The sequence below is a fragment of the Pontibacter ruber genome, assembly GCF_023630205.1.
Classification (GTDB): Bacteria; Bacteroidota; Bacteroidia; order Cytophagales; family Hymenobacteraceae; genus Pontibacter; species Pontibacter ruber.
On the sequence record NZ_JALPRR010000003.1, the window covers coordinates 355,540 to 373,364 of the forward strand.

General features: G+C 49.8%; 13 protein-coding genes. 3 read left to right on the plus strand and 10 right to left on the minus strand.

Going from position 1 to position 17,825, the window contains the following annotated elements; genetic code table 11:
• Positions 1 to 127: 127 nt before the first annotated feature.
• Complete coding sequence (locus MJ611_RS13400; RefSeq protein ID WP_250430326.1) at positions 128 to 2,560, minus strand: outer membrane beta-barrel protein; 2,433 nt, start codon at positions 2,558 to 2,560, stop codon at positions 128 to 130.
• Positions 2,561 to 2,884: 324 nt separating this feature from the next.
• Here MJ611_RS13400 and MJ611_RS13405 point away from each other — a divergent pair, with 324 nt between their 5' ends.
• Complete coding sequence (locus MJ611_RS13405; RefSeq protein WP_250430327.1) at positions 2,885 to 3,583, plus strand: response regulator transcription factor; 699 nt, start codon at positions 2,885 to 2,887, stop codon at positions 3,581 to 3,583.
• 144 nt (positions 3,584 to 3,727) lie between these two features.
• Here MJ611_RS13405 and MJ611_RS13410 read toward each other — a convergent pair whose 3' ends face one another.
• The 3 genes from MJ611_RS13410 to MJ611_RS13420 all read right to left on the minus strand — a co-directional run bounded on the left by MJ611_RS13410 (position 3,728) and on the right by MJ611_RS13420 (position 9,745).
• Positions 3,728 to 6,247 (minus strand): transglycosylase domain-containing protein, encoded by a 2,520-nt coding sequence (locus tag MJ611_RS13410; protein ID WP_250430328.1) that lies wholly within the window; start codon positions 6,245 to 6,247, stop codon positions 3,728 to 3,730.
• Positions 6,248 to 6,499: 252 nt separating this feature from the next.
• Complete coding sequence (locus tag MJ611_RS13415; protein WP_250430329.1) at positions 6,500 to 8,107, minus strand: hypothetical protein; 1,608 nt, start codon at positions 8,105 to 8,107, stop codon at positions 6,500 to 6,502.
• Positions 8,108 to 8,287: 180 nt separating this feature from the next.
• Positions 8,288 to 9,745 carry a M48 family metalloprotease gene (locus MJ611_RS13420; RefSeq protein ID WP_250430330.1) on the minus strand — a complete coding sequence of 486 codons (1,458 nt, stop codon included), beginning with the start codon at positions 9,743 to 9,745 and terminating at the stop codon, positions 8,288 to 8,290.
• Between the two features lie 390 nt (positions 9,746 to 10,135).
• Between MJ611_RS13420 and MJ611_RS13425 the strand changes: the two genes are divergently transcribed.
• On the plus strand, positions 10,136 to 10,714 hold the full coding sequence (locus MJ611_RS13425) for a helix-turn-helix domain-containing protein (protein WP_250430331.1): 579 nt from the start codon (positions 10,136 to 10,138) through the stop codon (positions 10,712 to 10,714).
• A 113-nt stretch (positions 10,715 to 10,827) separates the two neighbouring features.
• Here MJ611_RS13425 and MJ611_RS13430 read toward each other — a convergent pair whose 3' ends face one another.
• From MJ611_RS13430 to MJ611_RS13445, 4 genes are all read right to left on the minus strand, one after another.
• A complete protein-coding gene (locus MJ611_RS13430) occupies positions 10,828 to 11,700 on the minus strand; it encodes an alpha/beta fold hydrolase (RefSeq protein WP_250430332.1) in 873 nt (290 codons plus the stop codon).
• A 751-nt stretch (positions 11,701 to 12,451) separates the two neighbouring features.
• Entirely contained in the window at positions 12,452 to 13,438 is a 987-nt protein-coding gene (locus tag MJ611_RS13435) for an alpha/beta hydrolase family protein (RefSeq protein ID WP_250430333.1), read from the minus strand.
• The gene (locus MJ611_RS13440; RefSeq protein WP_250430334.1) at positions 13,435 to 13,911 is read right to left on the minus strand and encodes a GNAT family N-acetyltransferase; all 477 of its coding nucleotides are present in this window, start codon (positions 13,909 to 13,911) and stop codon (positions 13,435 to 13,437) included. The genes MJ611_RS13435 and MJ611_RS13440 overlap by 4 nt, the downstream gene beginning before the upstream one ends.
• Positions 13,912 to 13,994: 83 nt before the next feature.
• Positions 13,995 to 14,501, minus strand: coding sequence for a GNAT family N-acetyltransferase (locus tag MJ611_RS13445; protein ID WP_250430335.1), 507 nt, complete (start codon positions 14,499 to 14,501; stop codon positions 13,995 to 13,997).
• Between the two features lie 741 nt (positions 14,502 to 15,242).
• On the opposite strand from MJ611_RS13445, the gene MJ611_RS13450 reads away from it, so the two are divergent.
• Positions 15,243 to 15,677, plus strand: coding sequence for a PKD domain-containing protein (locus MJ611_RS13450; RefSeq protein WP_250430336.1), 435 nt, complete (start codon positions 15,243 to 15,245; stop codon positions 15,675 to 15,677).
• 160 nt (positions 15,678 to 15,837) lie between these two features.
• Here MJ611_RS13450 and MJ611_RS13455 read toward each other — a convergent pair whose 3' ends face one another.
• Both MJ611_RS13455 and MJ611_RS13460 read right to left on the minus strand, forming a co-directional pair.
• Positions 15,838 to 16,605: an MBL fold metallo-hydrolase gene (locus tag MJ611_RS13455; protein WP_250430337.1), complete on the minus strand. Its 768-nt coding sequence runs from the start codon at positions 16,603 to 16,605 to the stop codon at positions 15,838 to 15,840.
• A gap of 50 nt (positions 16,606 to 16,655) precedes the next feature.
• A complete protein-coding gene (locus MJ611_RS13460) occupies positions 16,656 to 17,552 on the minus strand; it encodes a helix-turn-helix domain-containing protein (protein WP_250430338.1) in 897 nt (298 codons plus the stop codon).
• Between the last annotated feature and the right edge of the window lie 273 nt (positions 17,553 to 17,825).

The following is a 17,825-nucleotide window of genomic DNA, read 5'->3' on the forward strand; positions in this document are numbered from 1 at the left end:
AGCCCTTCTGTAAGTATAAGGTTTCTGATTTAAGCTTCTAAAGTATAAAAGACCCAAAATTCGGGGCTTTTATACTTTAGAAAACCTGCAGTTTGCCGTCAAGCACGAGGCGGTAACAGGTGTGCTGCTAGTTTCCGGTACGGTTCAGTTCATCGAGGCTGTTGTTACGTTTCTTGGCCTCAAACTCCTTGCCTTTGTTGAAGCGGTAGCGCAGGTTCAGGCGAACGCTCTGTGCGCCGTGGTACTGGTCTATGGCATTGGTATTGCCGTCCAGCGATGTGTTGATCTTCATGACACGGGTCTTGAAAATGTCTGTCACATTCATGCTCAGCGTTAGCTTATCGTTCAGGAAAGAGCGCTTAAAGCCGGCATCCACGCCCCACATGCTCTTCAAAGTATACAGGCCATAAACTGCTGGCCCCTGGTAGCTGGCAGATACTTCCATGCGAATGTCCTTTGGCAACTGGATGTTCTGGTTCGACTGCACGGTAAAGAAGATCTGGTCATTTAAGACTGTGCTTTCGTTTAGGTTAAGCGAAAAACGCTGGTAAGCTAACGTAGCATTGTTGTTCATTTCCCATTTGCCGGAGATACGCACAGGGGCAACCAGATTAGCAGTTAAGTTAGTATACTTATCAACGTTCGACTGCATGAAGACCGTAATATTTTCCTTACTGTTGTAGAAAGGTACTTCGGCTATAAAATCGGTGGTAAGGTTGTAGCCCAGTACCAGGTTATAGCTTTTCTTCAGTGTCTGTGTCAGCTCAAAAGCGTTGGTGTAAGACGGCTTCAGGTATGGGTTGCCCTGGGCTGTGGTATACTTGTCGATGTAGAAGATGAACGGGTTCAGGTGCTCGTAGTAAGGCCGGTTGATGCGTCGGCTATACTTGTAACCGATCTGGTAATTCTCGTTTACCTGCTGCTGCAAAAACACACTCGGGAAAAGGTCCAGGTAATCTCTGTCCGTTATTTTGTTTTTAGAGATGGAGTTGCCACGGGTATTGGTTTGCTCAGCGCGCAGTCCGGCAGTCAGGCTCCAGGTAGTACCCAGCTTGGTTGATAGGTTTGCATAAGCCGCGTAAATGTTTTCGTTATAGATAAAGTGGCTGCTTCGCTTGTCGTCCAGTTGCTTGCCTGTTTCAGTTACCTCGTAAAACTTCAGCTCGTTATCCGATACCACATGGCTGGCCTTTGCACCCAGTTCCAGCTTGCTCACCTTACTCAACACTTTCGTAAAATCAACCTTGGCAGAATAAATATCATACGCTGTCGGGTTGTGGCTGGTCAGTAGTTCGGTCAGGGTTGGGGCATCTGCATTTATACTTGTGCGCAGGTTCAGAAACTCGAAATCAGTGCGGTCGGAAATCTTTACGTAATCCAGGTCGGCAGACAGGTTGGTGCCCAGCGTGTCGAGCTTGCCAACGTAGTGCAGGTTGAAGTTGCCATTTTGGAATTCGCTGTCGGCATCGTTCACAGAGCGGATATACTGGTTGTCTGCAGTATTTGGCCGGCGCAGGTAGGAGTCTGTTGAGAACCGGTTTTCGGAGGCATTGTATTGCAGGTTTGCCATTACGCCCACGCTGTGCTGCTTGTTCAGGTCATAGTCGCTGCTCAGGCGCAGGGCAGGGGCAAAATGCTTTATTTCCTCATAGCCATCCTGGTCAATGGAGCTGTTCCCGTCCTCGTTCACGAACACGCGGTTCATCTGCATATCACGGAAGCGCATGCGTCGGGCAAGGTCCAACGAGGCAGAGGTGTTCCATTTGCCATTTTTGTGGTTCAGTTCGGCTCCTGAAGTATACGTGCTTAGCCTGTTGTACTGGTAGCCGCCGTACACGCTGCCGCTCATGCCCACTACCTGGTTTTTCTTCAGGTTGATGTTGATGATGCCCGAAGAACCTTCCGCTTCGTAACGCGCTGACGGATTGGTGATGATCTCAAGGTCTTTCAGGTTTTCGGCCGCCATGCCCTGCAGCAGGTTCTGCAATTCCTTGCCCGATAAGTATGTTTTCTTGCCATCGATCATGATCTGTACGCCATCCTTACCGTTCAGCCGGATGTTACCGTCCTGGTCAATCCACACGCCCGGAGCTTTCTCGAGCACTTCGTAGGCCGTGCTGCCGGAGGCAAGTGCCGTGCCTTCGACGCTTACTACCATCTTGTCCGGTTCTGTGGTAATGGTAGGGCGCATGGCCTGAACCGTTACCTCTTTCAGGGTCTTAACATCGGCCTTAAGCTGCAGCCTGCCAAAGTCTTTTGTAAAGTTGCTGCCGGTCACTTCAAATGGCTGGGTCTGAAGCGTCTGGTAGCCAAGCCCGGTGATCTTCAGAGAGTAAGTTCCCTGCGCCGGAGATATGATCTGAAAGCTACCCTCCAGGTCTGCAATAGCTCCGGTTACAACACTGCCTGCAGTATTTACTACTGCCACATTCACAAAGCCCACACCGGCATTCTTTTCATCGGTAACGGTGCCGGTTAGCATACCTGCTGGCTGAGCATAGCTCTTAGCAGAAGTTGCAGCCAGCAGGAGCAAAACAAAGAGGTAGTACATTTTTTTCATAGGTTTATTTTGTTTGCGTGTAATGATGAAGCAAAAGTATTGTATAGTACTTTGTAATGCAAGGTACTGTTGCTTATTGAGTCCGGGTATTATATTAACCTGCAGATTTTATCCGCAAACGCCCGGGGTAATCAGACGAACAGCTGTAAAAGGAGAGGTTTGAAAGAGGAGGGAAAAAGGTGAGAAAGTCGCTTAACTATTGGAGAAACTATAAGGAGGAAGCTGGTGTAAATACTTTCACTAAAAAAAGAAAGAATAGTTTGGTAAACCGAATTTGAGCCAATACATTAGTTTTTCTCTATTTATTCTGTGTGATCTACAACTATGAAAAATGTTAGTACAAACGCTGACGGAAGCCTGGAGCAACTGATGCAGCGAAAGATTGCCGAAATAGCCTCCGTTTCCGATGACCTTCCCGGCGTGATCATCATCCACAACCTGCAAAAACAGCTACAGGTAGAGTATATCTCGCCCCGGGGTGAACAACAACTGGGTTTTACCTTGGAGGAAATACAAAAGATGGGCCCTGATTACCACACCCGCTTTTTTAACCAGGAAGACGCTGCGGATTATGTGCCCAAGATCATGAACATGATCACGCGAAATGATACTCAGGAGATCGTTTCTTTTTTCCAGCAGGTACGGGCTTCAGAAGAACTGCCGTGGTCCTGGCACTTCAGTACGACCAAAATCCTGATGCAGGATGATGACGGGCAGCCCCTGCTGACAATTACCATGGCCTATCCCATCGATCCGCTAAACCATGTTACTGCAAAGGTGAACAGGCTGCTGGATGAGAACAATTTCCTTAGGAAGAACTACTACAAGTTCAGCAAGCTATCGGAGCGGGAGCAGGAAATATTGCGCCTGCTGGCCCTTGGCAAAAGCGCTTCGGAAACTGCCGATGAACTTTTCATCTCCAACGCCACCGTAGAAACGCACCGGCGCAACATTAAATCCAAACTGGGAACCTCCTCGTTCTATGAGCTCACGCAGTATGCCCGTGCCTTTGACCTGATTTAGGGGATTGCGTATCTTCTTCCTGTTCAGGGCGGAAAGCACTTGCTGCGCGCTTAGCTTCAGTTGTTCATACTTTGCTGCAGTATGGAAGTATAGCGGGAACAGCAGGGTGGCAGAGGTGATCGGACCAGGCAGTGGTCTGCTCTGTTAATCTCTACCCCACCAGCGTTTGCGGCGTTCTTTCCGCATTTCTTTTTCCTGCTTTCTGCGGTTCTTGGCCTGGTCTTTCCATTCCTCGTAGCTTCTGCCCCGTTTATGCGAAAGCCGCTCCAGCAGACGGTCCAGTATGTTGTTGTCAGGTTCGGGCTGCTCTTCGATAAAGGACTGGCAGGCAAGGCTGGCCTGTAGTTCCGGAGGCAATTGTCGAAAGCGGCTGTTCCGTATGTCGGCATACGCACGGTCGCGGACAAGGCGTGCCATATAATCGCCCCACACCGGCAGTGCAGTGCGCGAGCCCGAGCCCAGTTCCAGGGTACGGAAGCGCACCAGCGGGCTTTCGGCGCCCACCCAAACGCCCGTTACCAGGCCGGGCGTAATGCCAATAAACCAACCATCGGCGTGGTCCTGGGTGGTACCGGTTTTGCCTGCAATGTCCATCTGCAGGCCGAACTCAGAGCGAAGGCGGGCAGCACTGCCTTCTTCCACCACGCCCTGCATGAGTTGCAGCATAATGGCAGCGTTCTTCGACGACATGGCACGCAGCACATTCCTGCCGGGCTGGTGCTGCCGCAGTATCTTGCCATTCCTGTCGGTGATTTTTGTGATGTAGACCGGCTTAACGTGCCGTCCGTTATTGGCAAAAGTGGCATAGGCACTCACCATTTCATAAAGCGAAACATCGGCTACGCCCAGGGCCAGCGCCGGCACCTTTGGCAGGTTACTTTGAATGCCCAGTCGGTGCGCCAGGTTCACGGTCCGGTCTATGCCTGCCTGCATGATTACCTGGGCGGAGATGGTGTTCACGGAATGAGCCAGGGCGCCGCGCATGGAGTATTCGCCGCCGTACTGCTCGTTTACGTTTTGTGGCGACCAGTTCTCATACTCAGGGTAGGTCATGCGTTGGTTCGGGAAGTAGGTGCAGGGAGCAATCCCTCGTTCCAGGGCAGCCGCATACACGAAAGGCTTAAAGGTAGAGCCTACCTGGCGCCTGGACCGCACGTGGTCATACTTGAACACGGCATGGTTGATACCGCCCACCCAGGCACGCACATACCCGGTGCCAGGCTCAACCGAGACCAGGCCGGTATTCAGAAAGCGCTGGTAGTAGCGCAGCGAATCGCGGGGGCTCATGTCTTTTTTACTGTTGCCCCGCCAGCTGAACACGTTCATCTGCAATGGTTGCCGGAACATCTCGCGGATCTCCTCGTCTGATTTGCCGGCTGCTTTTGCTTTTTTATACCTGTCGGAGCGCAGCATGGCATCCTGGATCACACTGGCATCGTTGCCCCACGGAGTACGGCCTCTCCAGTGCTCATCGAACTGGCTTTGCAGCTGCGCCATCCGCCGCCGCACTGCTTTTTCAGCGTGAGCCTGCATGCCGGCGTCAATGGTAGTATAGATCTTCAGCCCATCGGTATACAGGTTGTAGGGCTCGCCGTTCTCTTTTTTCTGGGTGGCTGCCCATTTTGCCAGCTCCAGGCGCAGCTGCTCCCGGAAGTAGGGAGCCAGTCCGTCGTTGTGGGTCTCGTAGCGGTAGCGCAGCTTCAGCGGTAAATTCTTCAGCGAGTCGACCTCGTTGCGCGACAGAAATTTATACTTGGCCATCTGGCCCAGTACCACATTCCGCCTTTGCTTGGAGCGTTCCAGGTCCAGGCGCGGGTTATAGGTCGTGGTGGCTTTCAGCATCCCGATCAACACGGCTGCTTCTTCTGTTTTTATGGAGTCGGCGGAGGTGTTGAAGAAGCGGCGGGCACTGCGTTCGATGCCGTACAGGTTGCCGCCCATCGGCACGGTGTTCAGGTAGAGCTCCAATATCTCCTGCTTCGAGTAGATGCTTTCCAGGCGGTGGGCAATGATAAACTCCCGTAGCTTGTTGATGGGTGTGCTCAGCAGCCGGTATTCTTTCCTTGGATATAGGTTTTTTGCCAGCTGCTGACTCAGGGTGCTGCCGCCACCGGAGCTTTCTTCCTGCAGCAGCAGGGTTTTAAAAAACACCCGGAAAAGGCTTTTGGTATCGATACCGCTATGCTCATAAAATCTTGCATCTTCGGTAGCGATCAGCGCATCGATCACCGTAGGGGCAATGTCGTCGTACTCCACCTTGGTACGGTCCTGTATGTAGTAGCGCCCCAGCAGTACGCCGTCGGCAGAATATACTTCAGAAGCGGTGTGGTTCTGACGCGCCTTCAGCTCTGCGCGCGAGGGCACGCTGCCAAACACCCCCATGTATATGGCCAGGTAAAACAGCGTGAGCAGCAGGAGCAGGGCCAGCCCGAGCCTGTAAGCGCCTCTAAATAAAAACAGCAGAGCGGTTGCTCCGGTGCTGCGTCGGTTATCTTTTCGGGCTGCGGTCCATTGCTGCCGCCAGTAGGCGCGGCTCAGCTTAGGTTTTTGCCGGAAGTAAAAGCGGGTAAACCATACGCGCAGGAGTCTGCCGACCGGGTAGATCAATTCTTCAAGTATAAATCTGAGAACAGCTGAAAGTATGTGGGCAATTCTTTTTATCAAAAGCTTCAAAAGGTTTGCTGAAAGTGGTGTACTGGTGTTTTAACTATCTGTTGCGAAATACGGAACGAAGAAACGGCTGCCTGTCATATACTTCTCCTGGCTGCCCGATCCAGAAATATTGCATTCTATCGGGCCTCCGCAACCGGATCAGGCTTAGCAATAATTCTGCCAGGGCAGTACTTGTGCTGATAGCAATCCGGTTCTCCGGAACTGCAAAGGTACACAAATGTATAGAACAGAAGAAAAAGCGCATCAGGAGCCTTTCCGCTGCAACGTCTGTGCCTCTACAGGAGCTGCAGGGTTGCTTTTGTCCGATGGCCGGAATTTGAATTTTTCTTTTTCTTCAGACTCGATAACCGTCCGTTTTCCCGATCCGACCCTAGAATTATCGATTATCTCATCATCCGCTGGATTGGCCACTATCACCAGTTCGATTCCTTTCCGGACTGTGCCGCTGATCTCAAAAACATCGTTGCCGCCCAGGCCATACAGTTTGATCTCTTTTGTTTCAGGGCGGTTAAACAGGCGGTGGTAAATAACCTGCTCATCAGCTTTTCGGGTAACCGTTACTTCAGTGTGTTCATCGTTCAAGCGTTTTACTTCGAACCGCTCTTCCTGGTCTGTGCCTGCTACCATTACCTCTTTTGCGAGCATTTTATAGTAGGCGTTTGCTGCCTGTGGAAGCAGGTCTCTTCTTTTCTTGAGCTTGTGTATGGTGGCTTCGCCGGCCAGTTCAACTATTGGTTTAGGAAACTGATGCACTGCCTGTTCAATCACTTCGTCCGTCAGGCGCTGCTGCAGGTCACGGGCCAGGGCCTCGAACTCTGCCAGGCTTACGTCTGGTAGTGCCTGCTTGTCAATTTTTTCGCTTTTAAGGGTGAGGGCGCTCAGATTCCGGTAATCGTCGTAGAAGGCGTTATACTTCTGATAGTTCAATCCCTGCCCTACCAGTTTTGGGAGTACCCCGTGGGCAAACTTGTACAGCGCCTGGTCGCGGTCTTTGGGAATAGGGCGGTACACTGTTTTTCCCTTTTCTTGGTACACGGCCCAGTTCCATTGGCCTTCGTGCCGGTCCCGGTCGTTGAGGAGGAGGTCGAAGAGGCGGGCTTTGGCAAATGCCTGCTGGTCTACCTGATGGGTGTTTTCTGCGTAACGCTTCCGGAGCATGTCTTTGGTGCTGACGATATTAACAGCTGGCCCTAAGGCAGGTGTGATCGCGCTGCGATCGGTATACTTTTTCTCCAGCATGTATACTTTGTCCCCGGCTACCTCCCGATACTCGCCTAATGCTGGGTCGGAGGCGGGAAGGTAAACGAGCTCCGGTGTGGCCTGCGGTATACCGGCTGCTGCTGCCAGTGGGGCAACCGCTAAAGCTGCATAGGGGTTGAGGGCAGCCGTCTGATCGCGCATAAAATCAGCTGCCAGCGTGTGTCGCAGGAAAGAGGGCATGGAGCCAGCCGGGTCTTTGTCAATGGAGCGCAACGCGTACGAAACACCGTTTGCATCGGTAAGGGTAAAGCTTGTGGTCTGCATGCTGCCACCCACTTTTTCTATTTTCAGGCCACCTTTTTCCTTGCTCAGTTGCAGCACGCGCACCCGCACCGGTGCCGTCCATAATTGCCGGTAATGTTTCCCGAAAAAGAAGTTGTATACCCGGCCATGGCGGTAGTGTTTGCCTGCCTGTATGGTCACGCTGTCCGGGAAAACCGGAGGGTTGGCGGCTAAGGCTTCCATATCGGCCGGGTCAGCCAGGGGCGTATCGGGGAAGAAGTGCTTGCTGGCACACCCGGAAAGGGCAATACTAAACAACAGCGCATACCAGCTGCTGTTGCTTACTTTCTGCCTTCGCTGTTGTTCCATACTTTTGTATAAGGGTAAAGGATAAAGCTTAGCTGCTTCTGCCTGTGTATTTGTTAACTGGCAACAAGGCAGCGGTAGTAGTTACTGTGCGTTGATATGAAAGGAAAATATTAACCGGAACAGGAGGTCTTACTTACATGGCTGCCTCCCGTTCTGGTTAAAAGTTGATCCTGTACTGGCTTATTTTTCCACTACCTTGATCAGTGTTCCCTGATCCAAGCGGTCGTCCAGTTTCATGCCGTTGAGTATGGCCAGCTCTTCCATTTTGGTGTCCGGTACCTTGTTAGCGCGTAGTGCCTGGGCCAGTGTGGCGCTTTGGCTGATCGTTTTTATGCGCACACGCTCCGGCTTCCTGTTCAGCTTGTCCGGGTCGCTCAGTTCTCTGAAGTTTTCCATGCTGTTGCTGAATAACTGGAAGTATGAATTGAAGTTCTCGGCACTGGAGGCACCGATCATGCTGTAATTGTTGCCGCCGTACTGGATGATGTAGGTAAGCGTACGAACAACCTGCTGTTGCTGCTGCGTTTGCTGCTGTGGTTTCTGATCGGCTACAATGGCAATGGCCGGCAACCCGTTTACCGTAATCTTTTTCGATTCGATGGGCTGCAGCTGATACTTCTGCACCAACTGCTGTGCGGCTGCTTCCAGCGTTTCACCGGGGGCCAGGGTCAGGAACATCATGGCTTTGCCGTCTTTAGGGGCCATCTGTACCTGCTGCGGCGTGTTCTGGTATGCCCAGTTTGCCGGTATCGGGAACTGGAACTTCAGCTCCGGATGATAGAAAACATTGTTCTCAACAAAGCCCTGCTTCGGATCTTCGCCATAGATGATGCCGTCTATCATTTTCAGGTAATTGTTACGGTTTACCTTCGGGTTTTGCAGGCTCAGCTTTTGCTGCCAGTCAGTCGCCAGTTGGTTAACGGTAGTATAGCGGTCACCTGGGTTCGGGTGTGTAGACAGGAAGTCGGGTATGGGTGCATTGCCGCTTTTTTCCTGCTGGCGCTGCAGCGTTGTGAAAAAATCAGCCATCTGATGGGCATCGTACCCGATTTTGGTAGAGTACTCCACACCCAGCTGGTCAGATTCGCGTTCAGCATCGCGGCCAAACTTCAGGAACAGCAGCCCCAGGCCCTGCGAGGCAACATCGCCAAACTGAGCGAACTCCGGCGATACCACCATACCCACAATAAGACCGAGCTGGGCAAGTATACCTTTGCTCTGCTGCTGGGCTGAGTGGCGGGCTGCAATGTGCCCGATCTCGTGCCCCAGCACCCCGGCAAACTGCGCCTCGTTGTTGAAGTGCGCCATAATGCCGCGGGTAAAGTATACGTAACCGCCCGGTACGGCAAAGGCGTTGATCACAGGCGAGTCTACAATTTTAAACTCATACTTGATGTTGCTGCGGTGCGAAATGGCTGCCATCTGCTGGCCCTTTTCCTGGATAAAGCGTTGCATGGCCGGGTTATCGTAGAGGCCGAACTGGGCTATGATCTGTGGGTCTGATTCACGGCCCAGCGCAAGCTCCTGTTCTTCGGACATGAGCATCACATCCTTCTTTCCTGTTACCGGGTTGGTAGAACAGGAGTTGAACAGAAGCAGGACCGAAACCATCAAACAGGTAATCGAATATTTCTTCATGTTGTTTGAGTCCTAAAGGTTTTTGGTTAAAGGTATAAATCTTAGAATACCTATATTTTTATTTGCAACGATATTATGCTTCTTTGGTTGCAAAGGCTTTGTTTCTGCGTGTTACCGCCTGATTTTTACGTGTGAGCCCAAGCAGAAGAGGGAAGTTGCAGTACATTTAAATATGATATTGTTTAGTGTAAAAGTTATACTTTGTTTTGCGCTTGCATACTTGCTTTTTGGGTAGGCGCGCAGGAAAGTATGGCTGCAAGGGCAGCAAAGGCGTTATACTTAGGAGTAACTGTTTAAGATAGCAGTGCTGTAAACTATGTAAGTTTTATCGGGAAAAATGTAAGGCAGCAGCCAGCAGGTTTTATACTTTTGCTCCCAGACTCTGATACTATGGAAAGCAGGAAACTATACATCAAGAACATGGTATGCGACCGCTGCAAGCGGGTGGTTGCCGAAGAACTTACCAGACTGGGCTATGCTGTGCTCAACGTTGGGCTGGGCGAAGCCGAGATTGCGGCAACCGGAAAAGAAATAAACCTCGAGGAAATACAGCAGGTGATGGCAGACAATGGTTTTGATTTGTTGGATGACCGCAAGACCCAGCTGATCGAGAAGGTAAAGCTAGCTGTGATTGAGCTGATCCAGCAACAGGGGATGGCTGACCTGCACATCAATACTTCCGAGTATATCGCCCGGAAAGTAGGCCTGGATTACAATTATCTCAGCTCGCTGTTCTCTGCCTTCGAGGGCATCACCATCGAGAAATACCTCATCCTGCAGCGCATCGAAAAAGTAAAAGAACTGCTGGTATACAACGAGCTCAGCCTGAAAGAGATCGCTTACCAGTTAGGCTATAGCAGTGTGGCACACCTTTCTAACCAGTTCAAGAAAGTGACCGGACTAACTCCCAGCCACTTCAAAGAGGTAAAAGAAAACAAGCGCAAGACCATCGATAAGGTACACGAATAAAGTTTGTCCTCACGGCTTTTTTGCTGCAACAGTGAAGAATTTTCTAGGTTCTCCGTGGGATTAAACGACAAGTACACAGGTTCAACGCCGGGCAGAACAGGAGCACTTTATACTTAAAAAGTCCTGTGAGAGGGCTCGCTGGGTACCGGGTTGGTGATGCCGTAGTGGGCTGACAAGGCATTGTAGAATGCCGCTTCGTTCTGAAGCCACGGAAAATGGCTGCTACCCGGGATGGTTATAAACTCTGCGGTAGGGTACCTGTCTTTCACATACCTGGTGCTGTCGCCGAAAATGTCGTTGTCTCCGTAGCTGACGGTAACCTTAAAGCCGGGGTTTGTCATCTTCTCCAGTTGGTGATAGAGCAGGATCGCCCAGTTCGTCCGGTTAATCGGTTGGGCAACAATATGGTCTACCTGCACCGGTATCGGATCATCTACCAGGTAGCCTTTGTTGCAGTTCAGGCAGAATTGGGTAAATAATTTTTCGTAGGCCTTGTCGCTGCCTAAAAAGCCCTGCATTGCATGCCGCAACATGGAAAACCATTCCTGTTTGGTGCTTTTGTCTTTGTTATACTTAGCTACTTCCATGCCCATTTCTCTCCACTGTTTGCCGGTGCCCGAGCCAGGGCTGCACAGGAACATACTCTGCAGCCTGTCCATACTTTGCTCAGCATAGATTTGCGCATACAGACCACCCCAGGAGTGGCCGAACAAATGGAATTTCGGTAGTTCGAAGTAGGTGGCAAGCTGGTCGATGTCGGAAATGTAGCGCTCCAGGCTGTAGTTGCCCGAATAGCAGGGCGAGTTCAGGGTGCCGCGCTGGTGGAAGGAGATCACCTGAAAGTGCCGGTGCAAGTATGAAATTACCGGGTCCAGTCCATCGGGTACGCCTGGCCCGCCGTGGAGCATGATAATGGTATCTTTGCCGCTGTTAGGGTAAGTAACCGTATATAGCCGGGTGTCCTTGTTTCCGATCAATCGTTCCATACTTGTCTTTTACGGAAATGCTTCTGTAAAAGCAGCTTACTCTTTGTGGCTGTTTGTATTTTTGAAGCTATAGATAAGTTAGGTGTGGTTAATGGAGCGCTACGCAGCTGTAAAATGACTTATGAAGTAAGTAAGGGCTGCACTAACTGGTGAATTGTAGTATAGCTTAGGTTTATACTTGCTTTTAACAAGCCTTTGCTATCGTAGTCGTTTCTATTCCTCAGTCTTACTTGCCTATAGTTTCATCTCTAACTTTGGTGCGCTCAGGGCCGCGGGGCCTCGTCCTTGGGCATCGCGCTGTCTATTGAAGCTGCCATCGGCTGCGCCTGCAGGCTGCCCTGCGGGCACCGCAACAATAGAAGGCGCTCAACCCAAGGACTGGAAACGACACTGCTTCGTGAGTTTCTATGCAATAGGAACCCTTTGTAGGGACAGGTCGCGACCTGTCCGCGCGGTGACTGGTAGCTATGAAATTCATACTTGAAACATAGCAAAAGCAGAGATTCCCCTCTTGAGAGGGGCAGGGGTGTGTTTATTCTTCTGCCATGAAACTTAAGCTTGAAGTAAAGCAGTAGCAGAGCTCCCCTCCTTAGATTAGCGAGAACGCGAGTTCGAAGCTAGCGAGCGTAGCTCTGAGGGGCCAGAGGTGGTTGGACCACAGCAACTATGAAACTTATACTTTAAAAGTGGTGAAGGCCGAAATCCCCCTTCTTGGAGGGGTGCAGGGGTGGGCCATACTTCCTGCACAATGCTACTCCATATGCTTTCTAAAGAACTCCACCAGGTCGTTGTTAATCTGCAGATCGGTGCCGTGGCCGATGTTGGGGTAGGTCCGGAAGTCGGCTTCGATGTTATTTTTGATGTATACTTGTTCTACAAACTGCCAGCGTTGCGGTACCAGTTGTTTTCCCATCAACCGGTACACAATCTCCCTCTCCTCTTTGGTGTAGCCATCGTCAAAAGCAACGGCATCGTTGTCGTCGAGGGCTCCCATGTAAAGCATTTTGGGTAGCTTGCTAAACTCAGTTAGGTTTACCGGTTTTCCCGTGATCTGCTCCAGGTCCGCAATACCCAAAGGATAGTTCAGGGTTTGCCCGTCTATTGCGGCAACAGGTAAAATAGGGATGCCGTTGATGCCTCCGGATGCTGTTGCTTTTACTTTCTCCGGATGAAGTATAGAAAACCTGTTGGCAAAGGTGCCGGAAGCCGAAAAACCTGTAATAAAGAGCTTCTCTTTCAAGGGGTAGCCACGCACTGCCAGTTGCTTCCTGGCATCATCGATCATGGCAAGCAGCTGCAGGTCCAGCCGCTCCAGACCATCCGCTTTGGTTAACAAAACATCTCTGTCCAGGGCATGGGTGTAGTAGAGCCAGTTGGTTTCGGACCTCGGAAAAATAGGGATAAGTAAAGGCAGCTGCAGTTTTTTGGATACATAGTTCGCCACCCCGCTTTTGCTGGCTGCACGCCGCGCACCCCGCTCATGGAACTCGATCGAATCGTTGAGGCCGCTGTTGTTTGTCTCTACCATCAGGTAGGTAGCCGTCTGGCTTTGCAGACCCTTGGGCAGGTATACGAGGTACTCGAAATTGAAGCCTGCTGCAGGCTGGGCACTGAACTTCATAAGGGTATCTGTTGTCAGTTCTTGTGGCGGAGCAGCGACAGAACTTACAGCGCTTTTTAAGTTGGAGCTGCAGCTATAAAGTATAGCCGACACAAGTAAAATGAGGAGTGTTCTCATATGATCTGGCTATGGTTGGCAGAAGTATGGTTATCCAGAAACATGCTCATCTGGTAAAGATCAAAGCCCTTTGCCCAGTAATCTTTTTCTGTCTTTTCTAATTCAAAACCGAGCTTCTGGTAAAACTTGTACACCAACTGCGTTGTTCGGACTACGATCCTGTCGATAGCAGGATTCTTATTGATGTGCTCAATTCTGTGAAGGGTAAGCGCTTTGCCAATGCCTTTGCCCTGAAAAGCAGGATGGACAATATCCCAGGAAATGCGTGCTGTTTTGCCTTCATCAAAGCCGAGGTTATACCCTCCGGCACCTATTATGTTGCCGTCCTCTTCCACTACAAAATAGTTATCAGCATGCTGATCGAGGTACTCGATATAATCGTTTACTTCAGATTCGGCAAAGTATTGAGGAATGTTAAGCTGCAGTAAAGCGATAAGCTCCTCGTTGTCATCGCGGGTGTATGCTCTGATCATAGTTCTATTTTTACATTTACCATTGGTTGCGGGTAAAGTACAGTGGCATTTAAAAGGATCAGTTTGAGCCGGTGCAAGGCCCATTAGTTGCAGTACAAGAGCAGGTCTTCTTCACTGTGTGGTAACCGGATTGGTTTGACAAAGGCAAGCCCCAGTTTCTCTAAAAGCTGAATGGATCTGGCGTTGTCAGGCACCGTGATGGCGGAAACCTTCGGGATATGCAGCTTGTCTTTTGCGTACGTTAGCGTCGCGCTGGCAATTTCGTAGGCGTAGCCTTTGCCGTTGTATTCTGGCAAAAACGCAAACCCTATATCCGGGTGTTCGAGGGTTTCCCGCCTGAGGATGCCACACATGCCGATGGCTTTGCTATCGTCTATTTTCTCTACCAGCGAAAGGCCATAGCCATTGTCTGCATAACTTTTTAAAGGACCATTTTGCAGGTAGTTTACTGCCTGCTCATCCGTCCTTACATTTCTGTCGCCGATAAACTGCAGCCATCCTGGCGTGTTCAGCAGCTCTACGATAAATGCAGTATCTGCAAGCGTAAACTCTCTTAGCCTTAATCTTTCAGTTTCTAAAAGGTATTTCATGCGAATGTTCTTGTATGTACTGCCTGGAGACTCATTATTTAGGGACCGGGCTGATAAGTTAAGCTAAATTTCTTGCCGTACAGCAACAGGAATGGTCTGTATTTGTAAATAACGAATATAAGAATAAAACAATAAGCAGCAAACAGAAAAGTTTTGGAACACTGACGCTGGAGAAGACCTTTATGCCTGTAAACCAGTGAGATCTGAAGAGTATTGATAGCGAAATAGCCGTGCTATACCTGGGCAGGCGGCATTACTTTTGAGTTGGTGTAAAGTATAGCAGGGGAGGAGTGTTTGTGCATAAATATCGGGTTAACTGATATACTTTGCCTGGCATAATCATCAGGCAGGTTGCCCGACTTATTTAAAATTGCTTCGTATATAATTAGAGATCAGGAACATACAATACGAATGATGTAGCTTTTACAGTTTTTGTTTTACAAATTTTCTCTCCCAACCCTTCACCCTGCTTTCTACTCAAATTGGTTCCGATACAGCGTAGAACCAGGTAAATACACCTACACAGGGATTCTTCCTACTGTAGTAGGAGCTTCCCCAAAAGGAGCCTCTGGGTAACACATGCTTCTTTATTGCCTTTCTAGTGCCTCAATGCCCTTCTTATATGAAAATATAGCTGCATCCCTGCACAATGACGCGTTTTCATCTGACCGTACCTGTTTTCCTGCCACCACCGGTTCTGTTTGCTTAGTACACGGAAGCCTTAATGTTTTCAATAGAATTATGAAAAGAATACGTTTTCCATTTACTGTTTTTATCTGGATAACACTTTTACTATCTGCCGGCTGTGGCGGAGATAGTGATCAGGATCCCACACCTAACTTACCACCAGTTGTCAATGCAGGAACGGATCAGAGGATATACCTGCCTGCGGACACTGTTGAACTTAGGGGCAGCGGAACAGATTCCGATGGTAGCATTAAGAGTTATGAATGGACGAAGCTGAGCGGGCCTGAATCTTATACTATAGTAAGCGCTACGGCTGCTGCTACAAAAGTAAAAAATCTGGTGGAGGGGGAGTATGCGTTCGGGTTAAGGGTTACAGACAATAGCGGTTTGTCGGATCAGGATACCGTAGTTGTAAGCGTATTTGCTACATGCCCCTGCGCTCCCAACTGCGATCCAATAGGAGATCCTTGCAATCCGTGGGATTACTGACGCACCAAAACATTGAAGTAAAACGCACTGGAGTGCAAGAAAGCCGCTCCCCATTTAATGGGGAAGCGGCTTTTTTTAAGTATACCTGGCGAATTGTCTAACTGATCACAGGCGTGGCTGCTTAAAGCAGCATTTTAGAACAACGACTCCCACATCTAAATTATAGCACTATCTTCTCACCATCCTGCGGAATGATCAGTTTATCTTTTCCGATGTTTAGCTCTTCCGCTTTTAGGCGCAGCGAGTTTCTGGTTGTGCGGCAATGGTCCAGCGCCTCCATGTGTACGGCTATCACTTTTGCATCACCACTTTCTTTTATCAGCGACATCGTTTGTTCTTCATCTTTCAGGATAGGCGTTGCTTCAAAACCCGGGAATACCGCACCGCCCGAGTTAGTCACAATGTAATCCGGTTTATACTTTTGAATGGCCTGCTCTACTTCGTCTATCCAGATGCTGTCGCCCACGATATAGATAGCTGGCTCGCCTTCTGCTTTCAATACAAAGCCGGACACCGAACCCATCTGCTTCAGAATTTCCCCGCTGCCGTGCTCGCCGCCGGTTCTGTAGATGGTGATGCCGTTCCAAACGGTGCTGTCGTGTACGGTCTCGGCATTGGTGAAGCCTTCCTTCTGGAAGAACGCCTCATCAGCTGGTTGATTGATCAGCTTTATACTTTTGTTCAGGGTTGCACTTGCTACCGGATCGAAGTGGTCGGCGTGGGTGTGCGTCACCAGCACCAGATCCACGTCCTGCACAATTTCCTCGATAGACGTAGGTAAATCCACCATCGGGTTTCTGGCCTTGCCTGCAATTGGGTCAAAGGAGTCCTTCGGCATCAGCATAGGGTCTACCAGGATCTTCTTACCTGCATAATTAACTACAAGGGTAGCATTCCGGACTAACTGTATACTTGCGCTTGTTGCCATATTGTATTGATTTTAAAGTTCTTAGTTTCAATACAAAGGTAGGGGCGCTGCTACTGTGCTTCGCTACCAAAGCTATTTGCCTTGCTACCATTTTGATAATCGGCAAGGAAGGCGGTGGTAGTTTGGCTGGTTTGGGTTTTGAAGAAGCGCATCAAATGGTTGGGCTCCGAGAAGTGGAGTTCGTGCGCGATGTCGGCAACGGTTAAGTCCGAATGGATCAGGTAATTTTTGATCTCGAAGAGCAGCCGTTGTTTGAGTAAATGGGTGGCCGTTACGTTATACTGGGCCTGTACCGCTTTGTTGAGCGTGATCCTGCTTATTCCCATCAGGTCGGCATACTCACTGATCCGCTGCTTCTCCTTGATGTGCAGCTCCAATAGTTTCTTGAACTGGTAGGCATAGTTGTTCTCCGGCTTATCGAGCGGCAGGTTGTTTTGCCGGGCGTAATCCCGGTTGAGCTTCAGCAGCAAATAGTAAAGGAGGGAGCGGATGAGGTGTTCGCTGTCCGGGTTGGCCTCCCTGAGTTCCGTGTGGATCTCGGTTAGGGTACTGCAGGCTTTCTGAATATACTCGGCAGTAACCTTCATGTGCAACGGGTAATCCAACTGGTAGAAGTAGAGGAGCCGGTACGTGAACAGCTTGTCAGCAAAAAAGTCGTTGAGGAAATCTTCCTGGAAGATAAGAAACGTAAAGTCCAGGTGATTCGGGTCCAGCTTCCATTGCCGCTTCTGGAAAGGCGAGATAAAGACAATGGTATTATCTGAGAGGCTAATCTTCCGCTGGTTTAATACTACATAGCCCTTGGCTTTTCTGAAGATCAGGATCTCGAAGTAATCGGTGTTGTAAACCTCTGTGTTTGTGTAGGCTCCTTTTATTTCGTTGCCTGACCCTACCCGAAGCAGGACCTCTACGCCGCACTGGGTCTTATCGAATTTTATAGTTCTCAAGGGTCAGGTCTTTTTCTGATATACGCTGGGTGAAGTGGTAAAATTATGCTGAATGGCTGTTGAATAAAGCAGGCGCCCGTCGACCTGCTATTTTTAGAGTACAATAAGTAAGCTACTTGCAGGGTCAGTGGCAACGGAGCAGTGAGGCTATTGCTCTATTCTCTTGTTACCTAGCGTTTATTTTTTGATACTTTCAGCAGTTTCCGATTAAGTACCAAGTACACCATTGATAGAAATACCAAATCAAAACCTATGATGAAATGATGTTCCTTC

Bases quoted from the DNA above. Each gene is read 5' to 3' on its own strand.
- MJ611_RS13405 (WP_250430327.1), top strand. From the start codon at position 2,885: ATGAAAAATGTTAGTACAAACGCTGACGGAAGCCTGGAGCAACTGATG.
- MJ611_RS13415 (WP_250430329.1), bottom strand. From the start codon at position 8,107: ATGGAACAACAGCGAAGGCAGAAAGTAAGCAACAGCAGCTGGTATGCG.
- MJ611_RS13400 (WP_250430326.1), bottom strand. From the start codon at position 2,560: ATGAAAAAAATGTACTACCTCTTTGTTTTGCTCCTGCTGGCTGCAACT.
- MJ611_RS13450 (WP_250430336.1), top strand. From the start codon at position 15,243: ATGAAAAGAATACGTTTTCCATTTACTGTTTTTATCTGGATAACACTT.
- MJ611_RS13440 (WP_250430334.1), bottom strand. From the start codon at position 13,911: ATGATCAGAGCATACACCCGCGATGACAACGAGGAGCTTATCGCTTTA.
- MJ611_RS13455 (WP_250430337.1), bottom strand. From the start codon at position 16,605: ATGGCAACAAGCGCAAGTATACAGTTAGTCCGGAATGCTACCCTTGTA.
- MJ611_RS13425 (WP_250430331.1), top strand. From the start codon at position 10,136: ATGGAAAGCAGGAAACTATACATCAAGAACATGGTATGCGACCGCTGC.
- MJ611_RS13420 (WP_250430330.1), bottom strand. From the start codon at position 9,745: ATGAAGAAATATTCGATTACCTGTTTGATGGTTTCGGTCCTGCTTCTG.
- MJ611_RS13445 (WP_250430335.1), bottom strand. From the start codon at position 14,501: ATGAAATACCTTTTAGAAACTGAAAGATTAAGGCTAAGAGAGTTTACG.
- MJ611_RS13435 (WP_250430333.1), bottom strand. From the start codon at position 13,438: ATGAGAACACTCCTCATTTTACTTGTGTCGGCTATACTTTATAGCTGC.
- MJ611_RS13430 (WP_250430332.1), bottom strand. From the start codon at position 11,700: ATGGAACGATTGATCGGAAACAAGGACACCCGGCTATATACGGTTACT.